Genomic DNA, 14,599 nt, shown 5'->3' with positions numbered 1-14,599 from the left:
GAACGATTCCATGATGACAGAAGTCCATACTTACAAGACAAGCCTGAACGGTGAGGGCATGCGCATCGCAATCGCAGTTGCCGATTTCAATACGACGGTGACCGCAGGTCTTCTTTCCGGAGCTGTTTCGAAGCTCGAAGCTCTGGGTGTGAATGCGAAGGATATTTCCGTTGCTCATGTGCCGGGAGCTTTTGAACTCACGGGCGTAGCAAAGCGCTTTGTGGATTCGAAGAAGTTTGACGCGGTGATCGTGCTTGGAGCCGTGATCCGTGGCGAAACTCCGCATTTCGACTGTGTGGTGAATGCGGCGACGAATGGAACGGCGGCTCTCGCTGCGAACGGACAGATTCCGGTGATCTTTGGCGTTCTGACGACGGATACGGTCGATCAGGCGATGTCCCGCTCCGGTCTCAAGGGCGGTAACAAGGGCGCTGACTGTGCCGAAAGTGCTGTGGAAATGGTGAATCTTTACAAGGAACTCGCATGAAGTCTATAAATAGAAGATCGGCTCGTGTGTTCGCCATGGAACTTCTTTATTCCATGGAAATCACGAAACAGCCGGTTGGCAATTGCGTTGAAGGCGTTTTGATGAGCATGAAGGAAGCTCTGAAGAAGGAACTTCCGGCAGAAATGAAATGCTATGGAATGTCTCTTGTGGACTTGATCCAGGAACACCGTGCAGAACTCGACACGATTATCGCGGGAAAGGCTCAAGGTTGGGATCTCGACCGCATGGCGACTATCGACAAGATTATTCTGAGCATCGCACTCACGGAACTTCAGTACCAGCCGGACGTTCCGGTGAAGGTGGTCTTCGAAGAAGCTGTGCAGATTGCGAATAAGTTTAGCACGGAAGATTCGTCTCGTTTCATCAACGGTATATTGAACCAGTATGCACGTGACAAGGGTATGCTTGCCAAGAACGAACGTGCGGAGGAGAACCAGTGAAGAATATCTCTGAAAATCTGTTGAAGTACTTGACCGCAGGTGTTGCTTTTATTGTGGCGCTTATCGTCTACGTTTCGACGATGGCTCCAACGGTGAGCTTCTGGGACTGCGGTGAATTCGTCGCCTGTGCAAACATCCTCGGTATTCCGCATCCTCCTGGAACTCCGTTCTTTGTGATGCTTTCCCGCGTGATGATAGTCCTTCTTCCATTTGTGGAAGAAATCGCAAAGCGCTTGAACTACATCTCGGTGGTAAGTTCCGCTCTTGCTGTTTTCATCACGTCGCTTTTCGCTTGGGACTTTTTGGCGAAGATTCTCTCTGCGGACAAGCTTGCAAGCAAGGTCTCTGCAGGTCTTCGCAAACTTTCGCTGGCTTCCGCTGGCCTCTGCGCCGGCTTGCTTTTGACCTTCAGCGATACCTTCTGGTTCAGCGCTGTCGAAGCGGAAGTTTACGGCTTTGCGATGTTCATCGTGATGCTCATTTCTTACCTCGCTCTCAAGTGGGTGGACCACAGGGATGATGCCTGGGGAAATCGCATACTCGTCTTTATCTGCTACATCGCATTCCTCGGCGTGGGTGCGCACCTTTACACGCTCCTCACGATTCCGGCTGTGTTCGTTTTGATGCTAATCGTGGAACCGAAAAAGATTTTGCCGCGTATCCCGGTTTGGGTGACGGGTGTTCTGCTTTGCTCGGTGATCTACTATGTGGCGGGCTTTATCGCCATCTCCTTGGTGACGGCGATCGTCCTTGCTGTTTTGTCTTTTGTGAAGACGAGCCATCTCGAATTCAACAAGAGCGTGCGTCTTTCCCTCGCTTTTGCGGTGGTCGCCATGCTCGGTTACAGCTCTCATCTTTACATTCCGATCCGTTCGGAATTGAATCCGGTGATTGATGAAAACGATCCGGAATTGAACTTTAAGGATGATCAGGGTAACCTTCAGCTCGGCAAGCTTTTTGAATCCGAAAACTGGACAGCTTTTAACGACTTCCTCGCTCGTAAACAGTATGGTTCCGAAGGCATGCTTTCCCGCGCTTTCCACCGTCGCGGTCAGGCTGCTCACCAGCTTCTTTCGTTCCCGAACATGGGTTACGGAGGATATCAGATTGCCCAGTATTTGCCGTTTAAGGTCGGTGGAGTTTCCTTTGGAAATGGAACGTATGCGTTCGATCCGTCTGAAAACGTTCCGCTCGAACGCTTCGGCTTTTTCTTCCCGACTCAGATGGCGTCGATGGGCGATAATGTCCCGGCTCAGCTCATCTGGTTCTTGATCTTTAACGGTGCGATTGTCGCCGTCTGCGTGTTCTCTTACCGCAGAAATAAGAAGCTCGGCATATACATGTCGCTGCTCTACGGAATATGCTCGATCGGTCTTCTCTTCTACATCAACTTTGCAGACGGTATGCGTATGGATTCTTCCCGCGATTACAAGTACTGGAAGTCCGCGATGGAATCGAATGTGCGGGATCTTGCTCAGGCGGGCATCCTTGTTCCTAGCGTTCCGGATCCGAACGATCTGATCGATATGCGTCAGAAAGTGGAACATGCAAAACTCGCACTGAACACGCTCCGCTACCGTAATGCAAATGCTTCGGAAATTTCCAAGGCAGAACAGAAGCTGAACAATCTCGAAAATTCGAACATTTGGATTTCCTGGAAAAAAATCGAAGCCGCCTATGCGAAGATGGGCCGTCGTGCTCCGTTCCCGGAAGCGGTTCACATTGAAGTCCGCGAACGTGACTACTTCTACACGCCGGCTTACATTTTTATGAGCCTTATCTTCGGTGTCGGTGTCGGCATTCTCGTGTATATGCTCGCGGCGAATGCGGCTGCTTTTGCAGCTCCGGTCGCTGTGGCGTTTGTGCTCATTTGCTCCGTGATTCCGGGCGTTTCGAACTATCACGAACACGACCGTTCTGGTCTTTGGGTGCCGTGGGATTACGCTTACAACCTTCTTATGAGCTGCCGTCCGAATGCAATTCTCTTTACGAATGGCGATAATGACACCTTCCCGCTCTGGTTTGCGCAGGAAGTCGCCGGTATCCGTAAGGACGTGCGCGTTGTGAACCTTTCTCTTGGTAACACGGATTGGTACATCAAGCAGATGCTCGATCATGAACCGATCATGAAGCTCAGCTATGATAAGGAAGGCATCGAAAAGTCGATGGCAATCGGTGATTTGAACGAACGCAATCCGGATCATTATGTGCAGACTTGGGTCGCTAAGGCTGATCGCGTGATTCCGGCACTTCAGGCGCGTATCGAAAGCATGAAGGATTCGACAGGTAACTTCAAGGCGGATGCCGATACGGCGAAACTCAAACAGTACATGGTCATGTACCAGGTTTACAGCGCCTTTAAGGAATGGCAGTCGAAGTCTCGTGCGGGCATTATGCTCACGCAGTACAAGCTCGTGATGGACCTTGCGATGAACAATATCGACCGTCCGCTCCACTTCTCGACGACTGTCGGCATGTCCAACTTTATGGGCCTTGAAAAGTACATGGTTCAGGAAGGCATGATCTACAACTTCATGCAGGGCGATACGACGGACCGTCGTTCTAACAATCGGGACTTTGACTTGGATCGTACGGCAAAGCTCGTTGACAGCGTTTACAAGTTCCGCGGTCTCGGGGATGGTACGGCTTACATCAATGGCGAAACGTCCCGTCTCCTTTCGAGCTACACATCTCTCTATTTGCAGATCGCTTTCCAGATCCGTGAAGAAGTGGAAGCTCTCCTCCGCGATGGTACACCTCTCACGCTTTCAAAGAAAAAGACGATCGATGAAAAGGTCAACTTCGCTCTTCGATTCCTCGACAGGGGTATTTATCAGTTCCCGGAAGAATGGCGCTGCTACTGGGCCGCGGCTTATATCCTGGAACTTGTTCGTGACAAGCAACGTGCTGCGGAATACCTCGACAAGGGCCTCGAAAATGTGCCGGCATACGACGAACAGGGCAGGGCTCGCCTCGAAGGGAACCGTCGCTCTGTGGAATTGATGCGGGAAACCCTCACGGTTGTCCCGGATTCGGCTTCGTCGGACTCTTCCGCAAACGATACGGTCGCTGTGGCTAACTAATCTGGTTTTAGGAAACACGTATGGATTTGAGTCTTGTAATTCCAGTCAAGGAAGAAGAAGAAAATCTTCCGGAACTGATGAAAGAAATTGTGGATGCCATCACTCCGACGGGCAAGTCGTTTGAAGTGATTGTCATCGATGATGGAAGTCGAGATCGTTCTTGGAATGTTTTGCTGGAACTTGCAAAACAGTATGATTTCCTTCGACTGTTCCGTTTCCAGTTCAACTGTGGAAAGGCAGATGCCCTTTCGCTCGGTTTCTCCAAGGCTCGTGGCGAATTGATCGCTACGCTTGATGGAGATTTGCAAGACGATCCGCGTGAAATTCCGAAGATGATGAAGATTCTCGACGAAGGCTATGACCTGGTGTCGGGTTGGAAGGTGCGTCGCCACGATCCGTGGCACAAGACTTGGCCTTCCAAGCTTTTCAATTTGACGGTTTCTGCGGTATGCGGCAAGCGTTTGCACGACTTCAACTGCGGCATTAAACTGTACCGCGCCTCGGTCGTCCGCTTCATCAATCTTTACGGGGATTTCCATCGCTTTATTCCGGTGATGGCAAAGTGGCAGGGCGCCCGTGTGACGGAAATGCCGGTGACGCATCGCGCCCGTGTGCATGGATCTTCTAAGTATGGCGTTTCTCGCTTGGTGTCGGGCTTCTTGGATTTGTTGACCCTTCTTTTCCTCAACAAGTTTGCGACAAAGCCGCTTCACTTTTTCGGCCTTTTTGGACTGCTCTTTTTTCTGTTCGGTGGTGCGGTCTTTGGATACTTCGGTTTTGAATGGTTGAAGACAGGAGCGCTGCATTTGCGTCCGCTGATCGTGGTGGGTGGCTTCTCGCTGCTCATGGGAATTCAGCTGTTCTCGATCGGTTTCTTGGCGGAACTCATGAGCCGTAACAAGGAGCAACGTTATCCGATAGCAGAAACTGTTCGTGATGCCGTTGAAACGGATTTGGAGGAGCGCGTATGAGTTATCCGAAGAGTCTTGTCATCATTCCGACGTATAACGAGAAAGAAAATATCACGCTCATCATTCCCGAAGTCTTGAGGCAGGATCCCTGCCTGGAAGTTTTGGTGGTGGACGACGGCTCGCCCGATGGAACAGGTGACATTGTGGAAGGACTTTCCAAGGAAAATGCAAAGATTCATCTTTTGCGTCGTCCGGGAAAGATGGGCCTTGGTACGGCTTACGTCACCGGTTTTAAGTGGGCTTTGGAAAACGGCTTTGAACGTGTCTTTGAAATGGATGCGGACTTTAGCCACAATCCGAATGACCTTCCGCGTTTTCTCGATGCCGCTGAAGATGCGGACCTTGTGCTGGGCAGCCGTTACAACGGAAAAAAGATCGGCGTTGTCAACTGGGACTGGAAACGTCTTTTGCTGAGTTACTTTGCAAACGTTTATACCCGCATCGTCACGGGCATTCCGGTAAAGGATGCGACGGGCGGTTTTAAGTGCTTTAGACGTTCGGCTCTCGAAGCTTTGGATCTTTCGGGCATGAAGAGTGACGGCTACTGTTTCCAGATCGAAACGACTTTTAAGATTTGGAAAAAGGGCCTTCGCGTCAAGGAAATTCCGATTGTCTTTACCGACCGTGTTCGCGGCGTTTCGAAGATGAGCGGTGGCATTATTTCTGAAGCATTCTTCTTGGTTTTGAAACTGCGTTTTAAGCGCTCCTGATTTTAGGGGAAGTCGATGAGTTCTCCGTTTTCTTGTTCTGTCATCATTGTAGCGTACAATTCCCGCGATTATATTCCGGCTTGTGTCGCTTCGGTTTCAGATGCTCTCGAAAATATCGATTCCGAAATTTTTGTCGTGGACAATGGTTCGTTTGTTCCGATTCTCGAAGAACAAAAAAAGGCGTTCCCGAATGTCCATTGGATTGTCAGTCAGGAAAATCTGGGCTTTGGCAAAGGCTGCAATTTAGCGGCCAAGCAGGCGACAAAGGAAATCCTTTTCTTCATCAATCCGGATACGGTGGTTTCGAAGGGAACTTTTCAGAGAACTCTTGCTTACATGGCTTCTAAAGCGGACGCAGGTGCCGTTGGCTGTAAAATTTTGAATGGGGACGGCACGTTGCAATGGGCTTGTCGCAGGTCGTTCCCTTCGCCTTTTGCCGCAATCTGTAAAACAATCGGCCTTTCGGCTCTTTTCCCCAAGAGTAAGATTTTTGCTTCGTACAACATGACCTATCTGGATCCGAATGTCGAGACGGAAGTGGATGCTGTCAGTGGATCTTTCCTTGGCGTGAAGCGAGAAATCTTTAACCAGCTGAACGGTTTCGATGAAGATTATTTCATGTACGGCGAAGACTTGGACATTTGCTTGCGCATTAAAAAGTCTGGATACCGTAACTACTATTATCCAGGGACGAGCATTCTTCATTTTAAGGGACAGAGCAGTAAAACGCGTCGCTTCCGTACGTTTGTGGACTTCTACATGGCTATGCTCATTTTCGCCAAGAAGCATCACAATTATCACATGCCGACTTTTATCATTGCGCTCGGCATTTTCTTTGCGGCGCTGATCGGCGTGTTCTCGAGACTCGTTCCGCAGTGGTGGAAGATGCTTGTGGATGTGGCAATCGTTGGGCTTTGTGTCCTGCTGTATTCGCTTGCAGCCCCGATCTCGTGTAAAGTAGCTGGCGTACTTGCTCTGTTTACTTGGCTTCCGCTTGCGCTTGCGGGGGATTACGTTTCTTCGAAACTCGACGGGTTTCGTTTGCTCAAATTCTTGCTCCCTTCTGCTGCGGCGGGAAGTGCCGTTTCCGTTTTACTTTTAGGCACCGAGGCATCGATTGTGGCGCCTGCAATCGGTGTGGTATTTGGCTGTATTTTTTGGCGACGTCTGCTTTTTTGGCTGGATTATTTTTATCAGATCTTTTCGGGAAAGGCAAAACGTTCCATTTTGCTCGGCGGATCGACCGATGCAATCGACTGCTGGTTTGACCGCTACCATTTGAAACCGGGTTTGAACCTGCTCGGCTGTGTTTCGAACGCTCCGGAAAAGGTGACGGAAGAAAATCGCGAACATTTGCTTGGCGGATTGCGGGATTTGCCGTCGATTTGCAAGCGGACCGGTTGCAAGGAATTGCTCGTCCTTTCGGATTCGAACGGTTTCCGGGAATCCTTTGACCAGGAATGGGTCAAATCGTTGGGAGTCTGTCCAAAGCTCTTGATTGGCACCGAAAACAACTCCGATTATGCCGTTGTGGACTTGAATTACTTCTATTGAGTCGTTCTGCGTAAAAAAAAGAAATTATTTTTATTTTGATAAAAAATAAAAAGGTGAATTATGGATTCTGAAATGCTGTCTCTTTTGTGCACTCCAGATACACGTGAACCCCTCGTGGAAGCGTCCGAAGAAATCCTTTCAAAGGTGAATGCGGAAATCGCTTTGGGAACTCTCAAGAATGTGGGCGGAGCTGCTGTTTCTGAAGCTTTGGAAGAAGCCCTCGTTTCTCAAGATGGCAAAAAGCTTTACCCGGTCAAGAATGGCATTCCGGTTCTTTTGATGGATGAAGCCATCGCACTGTAAAGAATTGAGGTAAATATGGCAACAACAGTAGATTCTCTTCGCAAGGCCATTGGCAAAAAGAAGCAGTCTCAGGCTTTTGCCTGGCTTGCCGATTTGATGCGCTTGAGCGGTGACTTGGACGGTGCCTTGCAGTGCGTAAGGTCCGGTCTTCAGGATTTTCCGGAAAGCGTTGAAGGCCACTTGGTCCTCTCGAAGATTTTGGAAGAAAAACAGGATCTCGATGGTGTAGTCGAAGCTTGCGAAGCTGTGTTGTCGCGTAATCCGTATTGCCTTTCTGCGTTGCGTCGCTTGGGCGATGTCTTTGCCACAAAAGGTGATAAAGGCAACCGAAACTACTATTATCAGTTGTTGCATGATTTAGATCCGCTGGATCCATTCTGGAAGGAAGAATATGCTCCGCAGATCGATATGGCATCGATGGCGCAGGATATGACTCTGGGTGCTGCGGGCGTTGCAACGGCCGCTACCGCAGAACAACCGTCTTTGGATGAAATTTTGAAGGATGAACCCCTGGATTTGGGCGGTGAATCCTTGTTTGAAAAGGCTTCGGAAACGATTGCACCGAAGGCTGAAGATGAAGTCTCAGTTGCCGTGGAAGAATCTCCGGTTGCAGAAGCTCCTGCCGATGAAACCGCTGCAGAAGGATCGCAAACTTCGGAAGATGATCCGTTCTCCGCTCTCGCAAGCCTGATACCTGCAGATGAAGAAAAGGATGCAGAAGTTTCCTTTGACGATTTGGAACACAGCTTGGACGATGCGATAGCGGGCTTTGCCCCGACCGATACGACCAAGGATCAGTTCCCGATGGACGAAATTGACGGCAACGATGTCAATTCTGCTTTGACCGGTATTTTTGGTGCTTCTGAAATGGAAGAATCGGCTCCTACAGCACCTGCTGTGAAAGAAGCTCCGGCGGTGGAAGAAAAGGCTCAGTCTTTGTCCGATGCCTTTGATGATATCTTCGGGGAAGACGAACTTCCGGAAGAATTTGTGCCATCGAAGCCAGCTGCTCCTGTTGCAGAAGCATCTCCGGCTGTTGCAGCAGCTCCGACCGCAGAACCTGCTGCAGAAGAGAATCCGACAACAAGCGACGTTCTGAATTTGGACGAAGCGCTTCCGACTCTCGAAGCCGCTTCAGCAACCAAGACGGAAGAGAGCCTCGAAACCTCAGTCGAAAGTTCGTTCGATACTTTGTTCGGCAAGGATGACGACGATCTTCCGCTGGAAGGAGGCTTTGAAAAGTCTTCCTCAGCAGACGTGGAACTTTCGAAGGCAGCATCTCCGGCTGTTGCAGCAGCTCCGACCGCAGAACCTGTAGCAGAAGAGAATCCGGCAACAGACGACGTTCTGAATTTAGACGAAGCGCTTCCGACTCTCGAAGCGGCTCCAGCAACCAAGACGGAAGAGAGCCTCGAAACCTCAGTCGAAAGTTCGTTCGATACTTTGTTCGGCAAGGATGACGACGATCTTCCGCTGGAAGGAGGCTTTGAAAAGTCTTCCTCAGCAGACGTGGAACTTTCGAAGGCAGCATCTCCGGCTGATGCAGAAGCACCGACCGCAGAACCTGTAGCAGAAGAGAATCCGGCCACAGGCGACGTTCTGAATTTAGACGAAGCGCTTCCGACTCTCGAAGCCGCTTCAGCAACCAAGACGGAAGAGAGCCTCGAAACCTCAGTCGAAAGTTCGTTCGATACTTTGTTCGGCAAGGATGACGACGATCTTCCGCTGGAAGGAGGCTTTGAAAAGTCTTCCTCTGCAGACGTGGAACTTCCGAAGGCAGAATCTCCGGCTGTTGCAGAAGCTCCGACCGCAGAACCTGCTGCAGAAGAGAATCCGGCCACAGGCGACGTTCTGAATTTGGACGAAGCGCTTCCGACTCTCGAAGCCGCTTCAGCAACCAAGACGGAAGAGAGCCTCGAAACCTCAGTCGAAAGTTCGTTCGATACTTTGTTCGGCAAGGATGACGACGATCTTCCGCTGGAAGGAGGCTTTGAAAAGTCTTCCACAGCAGACGAGGAACTTCCGAAGGCAGCATCTCCGGCTGATGCAGAAGCTCCGACCGCAGAACCTGTAGCAGAAGAGACTCTCGAAACTTCAGTCGAAAGTTCGTTCGATAATTTGTTCGGCAAGGATTCGGATGACGAACTCTCTTTGGACGAATTGAAGCTTGACGAGGACGTTCCGGCTGTGGAAGGCTCGGTGAATTCTTCCTTCGACAGCATTTTCGGTAAGGATTCGGACGACGCTCTCTTGGAAGATCCGACGACTAGTACGCGTACGCTCGCTGAAATTTATTTTGGCCAGGGCGTTTACGACGAAGCGATCAAGATCTACAAGGATTTGCTCCGTAAGGATTCGGACAACGCTGAATTGAAACAGCGTCTTGCTGAAATCGAAAAGATTCGTGACAACAAAAATTTGAATTAATTCCGTTACCACGGAGTGTTTCATGGGTGCATTGAAAATTGAACAGCTTTTGCGCTTGATGGCGCAGAAGAAGGCTTCCGACTTGCATATTCGCGTTGGAGTACCTCCGATTTACCGTATTAATGGTGAACTTGTCAAACTCGTCGATACGCCGATCGATGCGATGACGATGGATAGTTTTTTAATGGACATGATGAATCGCGATCAGATGACGCGATTTGAAAACAACAAGGAATGCGACTTTGCCGTGGGCGCCCGCGACATGGGCCGTTTCCGTGTGAACGTTTTCCGTCAACGTGGAACTTCCGCTATGGTGATCCGTCACATTAAGGCTACGATTCCGAAGTTTGAAGAATTGCAACTTCCGCCGGTGATTTTGGAACTCGCCGAACGCAAGCGTGGACTTGTACTCGTGACGGGTACGACTGGTTCTGGTAAGTCGACTTGCCTTGCTTCGATGATTGACCATTTGAACGACACGGTGGCCGATAACATCATTACGGTGGAAGACCCTGTCGAATACTTGCATAAAGATCGCAAGTCGATCATTTCCCAGCGTGAAATTGGTGTGGATACGAATTCTTATGCGAATGCATTGCGTTCCGCTCTGCGTCAGGACCCGGATGTTCTCCTGGTCGGTGAAATTCGTGACTTGGAAACGATGCAAATCGCTTTGACGGCTGCCGATACCGGTCACATGGTGTTCGCTACGATCCATACGACGAACGCAACCGAAACAATCGCCCGTGTGCTTTCCATGTATCCGCCGCATCAGCACGATGAAGTACGTTTGCTTTTGGGTGAATGCTTGGCGGGTATCATCAGCCTTCGCCTTTTGCCGACCGCAGACGGAACAAGTCGAGTGCCTGCTGCAGAAATCATGATCAATACGGCCGCAATCCGCGAATACATGATTGATAAGGATAAGACGAGCATGATCGAAACGGCCATCGCCGAAGGTCACATGCAATATCACAGCCAGACCTTTGACCAGTCCCTCTTGGATCTGTACAGCAACAATAAGATTACTTATGAAGTAGCACTGGCGGCTGCGACAAACCCGGATGACTTTGACCTGAAGGTGCGCGGTATTTCGGGAACATCGGACCGCGGATGGATGTAATATGAGAATTTATGTGGCGCAGATGGAAGTGGTTCCCGGAAATCCGGAGAAGAACTTTTCCACGATGCAAAAATTCATTGGCGAAGGCGTTCAAGCCTCTGCCGATTTAATTGTATTCCCGGAAATGTGTGTTCCGGGATATTTGCTTTCGGACCTTTGGGAAGAAAATTCCTTTGTCGAACGTTGCATTCAAGTGAATGAATCTGTCCGCGAACTTTCGAAGAATGTGGACATTCTTTTTGGCAGCGTGGCGAAGGAAGAAGAGAACGGTGAAAATGGCCGTTCCCTTCTTTATAATGCGGCTTATTACGCTTCGAAGGGAAATTTCAAGACTCTCGTCGACTGCCAGGGCATACAAAAGAAATTCTTGCCGAAGACGCTGCTTCCGAGTTACCGTGAATTTGAAGAACCGCGTTATTTCTCTGATTTGAGAAAGCTCGCTCAGACGAACGGAATACCGGTTTCGGAAATTCTCTGCCCGGTCGAAGTGAACGGTGTAAAGCTTGCCATTACGGTTTGCGAAGACGGTTGGGATTCTCTTTACAAGATCAAGCCGTTTGAAATTTTGCAGAAGAAGATTTCTTCGGGCGATTTGATGATCAATATTTCTTGTTCGCCGTATACGCAGGGCAAGGACAAGGCGCGTGACCGCGTCTTTGGCGCACATGCGAAGAATGCGAACGTGCCACTCCTTTATGTGAACGCAGTCGGTACGCAGAACAACGGCAAGAATATTTATGCGTTTGAAGGCGATTCGAGCGTTTATAATGCGATGGGCGAGAGCATTTTCTCGCTTCCGATTTTTGAAGAACACGGTACTTTGGTGAACTTTGAAAATGGAAAACTTTCGGTTTCGGAAGAGGAAGCTCCGCGTAAAACGGGAATCGCTGAAGTTCATCAGGCGCTCGTTTATATGATTCGTAAAAACCTTACGCGCTTTAGCATTCGTAAGATTGTGATTGGCGCTTCGGGCGGTATTGATAGCGCGGTAAGCGCGGTTTTGTATGCGGAAGCGATCGGCAGCGAAAACGTGTTCTTGGTGAACATGCCGACGCGCTTCAATTCGAACACGACGCGGAATGCGGCGAAGGACCTTGCCGATAATCTCGGCTGCCCGTACATGGTCGCTCCGATTGAAGAAGTGGCTGATGCTCTTCGAGCAAGCCTTGCGAAGGATTCTTTTGTCCGTAATGACACGCAGATGATTGTGGAAGGAATCCATTACGAAAATTTGCAGGCGCGTTTGCGCAGTGCCGCCTTCCTCGCGACGGTTGCAAGTGTCGTGGGAGCGGGCTTTACCTGCAACGGCAACAAGAGTGAAGTCACGGTCGGCTACTGCACGCTTTACGGCGATACGTCGGGCGTGATGTGCGCCTTGGGCGATCTTTGGAAAACGCAAGTGTATGAGCTTGCCCGTGAAATCAATTCCCAGAAGGTGGTTATTCCACAGGCTTCGATCGACATTCCTGCAAGTGCGGAACTTTCCGATGCGCAGAACGTGGATGAGGGCAAGGGGGATCCGATCATCTATCCGTATCACGATCGTCTTTTTGCTTTCTGGATGGAACGCTGGCAACGCAATTCCATTGCGGATTCGGAAGCTCTTCTTGAAAAGGGTATCTCGGAATACTGTAAGGAACTCGGCGTGGATGAGGCTTTCTTCCGTAGCAAGTTCCAGTCGAAGGAAGAAATTCTGAGCGATATGAAACGTTGGTGGAGCCGTTACAAGGGGATTGCCTTGGCCAAGCGTATTCAGATGCCGCCGATCCTTTCCGTTTCCCGCCGAGCTTTTGGCTTTGATTATCGAGAAGCTCAGCTCGGTTAATTCGGTAGAAATTGGAAAGGTAAGCGTCTCGCGGAGCGCCGCTTCGGGGGAAACGCCGTGCTGCTTCGGCAAGAAGTGCGGAAAGTCGTTTGGCGTATGGAGTGATTTTATGCAAAAAGAAGAAAAAATTGAAAGGATTTATAGAACAAGGTGGGGATAAATTGTTCTATATTTATGAGCGACTAACTTCCTCTTCAAAAGGACACTAAAATGGCAAAAGCTGCTAAAAATTCCAAGAAAAAGGTCGTCCTCGCTTACAGCGGTGGACTTGATACTTCCGTTATTATTCCTTGGCTCAAGGATAACTACGACTGCGAAGTGATTGCTTTCGCTGCAGACCTCGGCCAGGGTGACTTCCCGAGCGAAGCCGCTCTTGAAAAGAAGGCTCTTGCAACGGGCGCTTCCAAGTGCTACGTGCTCGACCTCCGCAAGGAATTCCTCGAAGATTACGTTTGGCCGACTGTTCGCGCTGGTGCGAAGTACGAAGGCACGTATCTCCTCGGCACGTCCTTTGCCCGTCCGCTCATCGCCAAGTATCAGGTGAAGATTGCTCAGATGGAAGGCGCTTATGCTGTGGCTCACGGTGCAACCGGTAAGGGCAACGACCAGGTTCGTTTCGAACTCACCTATGCCGCTCTCGACCCGTCCCTCGAAGTGATTGCTCCGTGGAAGGACCCGAAGTGGGAATTCAACGACCGCGAAGGCATGATCGACTACCTCGACGCTCACAAGATTCCGCACACCGGCATTTCTAAGACAAAGATCTATTCCGAAGACGGTAACCTCTGGCACCTCTCTCACGAAGGTGGCATTCTCGAAGAACCGGATAAGGAACACAAGTATGACATGTTGAAGCACACGAAGACCTATGAAAAGGCTCCGAACAAGGCTTCCTACGTCACGATTTCCTTCGACAAGGGCACTCCGGTCGCTCTCGATGGTAAAAAGATGGGTGCAGTGGAACTCCTCGAAAAGTTGAACAAGATCGCAGGCGAAAACGCTTGCGGCCTGATCGACATCGTCGAAGACCGTCTCGTCGGCCTCAAGAGCCGCGGCGTGTACGAAACTCCGGGTGGCACGCTCCTTTACAAGGCACACGAATGCTTGGAACAGCTTGTTCTCGATAAGGAAACGATGTTCGAAAAGCAGAAGATGGCTATGACCTATGCAAACCTCGTTTACAATGGTCAGTGGTTCACTCCGCTCCGCCAGGCTATGGATGCCTTCATCGCCGAAACCCAGAAGGTGGTTACCGGTGACGTGCGTCTCAAGCTCTACAAGGGCAATGTGATCCCGGCTGGCATGAAGAGCCCGTACAGCTTGTATGATCTTGGCCTCGGCAGCTTCTCCAACGTCGAAATGTATGACCAGAAGGACGCTATCGGTTTCATTCACTGCTTCGGCCTCCCGCTCAAGACGCGTGCTCTCTTGCTCGGCAAGAAGACGAATGTCGAATTCGGCACGGTCAACGTGAAGAAAAAGAAGTGATCGGACCCTTCCAATTTGGAATATGAAAGGCCTCGCTTTGACGAGGTCTTTTTTTATTTCTTAAGTAGTCTAAAAAAAACTTTATTTTATAAAAAAAATTATTGCAATTGCAAAAATTGGAAGCTATTTCATTGAAGTGTTAAAAAAGGAACCATCCACAATTACCA

11 protein-coding genes are annotated in these 14,599 nt (G+C 50.0%); all 11 read left to right on the top strand.

Annotated elements, in window-relative coordinates; all coding sequences use genetic code 11:
* The first annotated feature begins 10 nt into the window (after positions 1 to 10).
* The 11 genes from ribH to BGX16_RS02480 all read left to right on the top strand — a co-directional run bounded on the left by ribH (position 11) and on the right by BGX16_RS02480 (position 14,432).
* Complete coding sequence (ribH, locus tag BGX16_RS02530; protein WP_241899412.1) at positions 11 to 487, top strand: 6,7-dimethyl-8-ribityllumazine synthase; 477 nt, start codon at positions 11 to 13, stop codon at positions 485 to 487.
* Entirely contained in the window at positions 484 to 948 is a 465-nt protein-coding gene (gene nusB / locus BGX16_RS02525; protein WP_100424645.1) for a transcription antitermination factor NusB, read from the top strand. Before ribH ends, nusB begins: the two co-directional genes overlap by 4 nt.
* A complete protein-coding gene (locus BGX16_RS02520; protein WP_241899411.1) occupies positions 945 to 4,031 on the top strand; it encodes a glycosyltransferase family 117 protein in 3,087 nt (1,028 codons plus the stop codon). The genes nusB and BGX16_RS02520 overlap by 4 nt, the downstream gene beginning before the upstream one ends.
* Positions 4,032 to 4,051: 20 nt before the next feature.
* Positions 4,052 to 5,002 carry a glycosyltransferase family 2 protein gene (locus BGX16_RS02515; protein ID WP_100424644.1) on the top strand — a complete coding sequence of 317 codons (951 nt, stop codon included), beginning with the start codon at positions 4,052 to 4,054 and terminating at the stop codon, positions 5,000 to 5,002.
* Positions 4,999 to 5,712 (top strand): polyprenol monophosphomannose synthase, encoded by a 714-nt coding sequence (locus BGX16_RS02510; protein ID WP_100424643.1) that lies wholly within the window; start codon positions 4,999 to 5,001, stop codon positions 5,710 to 5,712. Before BGX16_RS02515 ends, BGX16_RS02510 begins: the two co-directional genes overlap by 4 nt.
* Positions 5,713 to 5,727: 15 nt before the next feature.
* Positions 5,728 to 7,266, top strand: coding sequence for a glycosyltransferase (locus BGX16_RS02505; protein ID WP_100424642.1), 1,539 nt, complete (start codon positions 5,728 to 5,730; stop codon positions 7,264 to 7,266).
* A 72-nt stretch (positions 7,267 to 7,338) separates the two neighbouring features.
* On the top strand, positions 7,339 to 7,569 hold the full coding sequence (locus BGX16_RS02500) for a Trm112 family protein (RefSeq protein WP_241899410.1): 231 nt from the start codon (positions 7,339 to 7,341) through the stop codon (positions 7,567 to 7,569).
* Between the two features lie 15 nt (positions 7,570 to 7,584).
* Positions 7,585 to 9,996 (top strand): hypothetical protein, encoded by a 2,412-nt coding sequence (locus BGX16_RS02495; RefSeq protein ID WP_100424640.1) that lies wholly within the window; start codon positions 7,585 to 7,587, stop codon positions 9,994 to 9,996.
* A 22-nt stretch (positions 9,997 to 10,018) separates the two neighbouring features.
* A complete protein-coding gene (locus BGX16_RS02490; RefSeq protein WP_100424639.1) occupies positions 10,019 to 11,119 on the top strand; it encodes a type IV pilus twitching motility protein PilT in 1,101 nt (366 codons plus the stop codon).
* A gap of 1 nt (position 11,120) precedes the next feature.
* Entirely contained in the window at positions 11,121 to 12,944 is a 1,824-nt protein-coding gene (gene nadE / locus BGX16_RS02485) for an NAD(+) synthase (protein WP_100424638.1), read from the top strand.
* A 210-nt stretch (positions 12,945 to 13,154) separates the two neighbouring features.
* Positions 13,155 to 14,432, top strand: coding sequence for an argininosuccinate synthase (locus tag BGX16_RS02480; protein WP_100424637.1), 1,278 nt, complete (start codon positions 13,155 to 13,157; stop codon positions 14,430 to 14,432).
* Positions 14,433 to 14,599 lie beyond the last annotated feature (167 nt).

It is taken from the genome of Hallerella succinigenes, from assembly GCF_002797675.1.
Taxonomy (GTDB): domain Bacteria; phylum Fibrobacterota; class Fibrobacteria; order Fibrobacterales; family Fibrobacteraceae; genus Hallerella; species Hallerella succinigenes.
Note: the sequence above shows the minus strand (reverse complement) of the source record. Positions and strands in the feature narration are given on the sequence as shown.

Bases quoted from the DNA above. Each gene is read 5' to 3' on its own strand.
- nadE (WP_100424638.1), top strand. From the start codon at position 11,121: ATGAGAATTTATGTGGCGCAGATGGAAGTGGTTCCCGGAAATCCGGAG.
- ribH (WP_241899412.1), top strand. From the start codon at position 11: ATGATGACAGAAGTCCATACTTACAAGACAAGCCTGAACGGTGAGGGC.
- BGX16_RS02515 (WP_100424644.1), top strand. From the start codon at position 4,052: ATGGATTTGAGTCTTGTAATTCCAGTCAAGGAAGAAGAAGAAAATCTT.
- BGX16_RS02505 (WP_100424642.1), top strand. From the start codon at position 5,728: ATGAGTTCTCCGTTTTCTTGTTCTGTCATCATTGTAGCGTACAATTCC.
- BGX16_RS02490 (WP_100424639.1), top strand. From the start codon at position 10,019: ATGGGTGCATTGAAAATTGAACAGCTTTTGCGCTTGATGGCGCAGAAG.
- BGX16_RS02500 (WP_241899410.1), top strand. From the start codon at position 7,339: ATGCTGTCTCTTTTGTGCACTCCAGATACACGTGAACCCCTCGTGGAA.
- BGX16_RS02495 (WP_100424640.1), top strand. From the start codon at position 7,585: ATGGCAACAACAGTAGATTCTCTTCGCAAGGCCATTGGCAAAAAGAAG.
- BGX16_RS02480 (WP_100424637.1), top strand. From the start codon at position 13,155: ATGGCAAAAGCTGCTAAAAATTCCAAGAAAAAGGTCGTCCTCGCTTAC.
- nusB (WP_100424645.1), top strand. From the start codon at position 484: ATGAAGTCTATAAATAGAAGATCGGCTCGTGTGTTCGCCATGGAACTT.
- BGX16_RS02510 (WP_100424643.1), top strand. From the start codon at position 4,999: ATGAGTTATCCGAAGAGTCTTGTCATCATTCCGACGTATAACGAGAAA.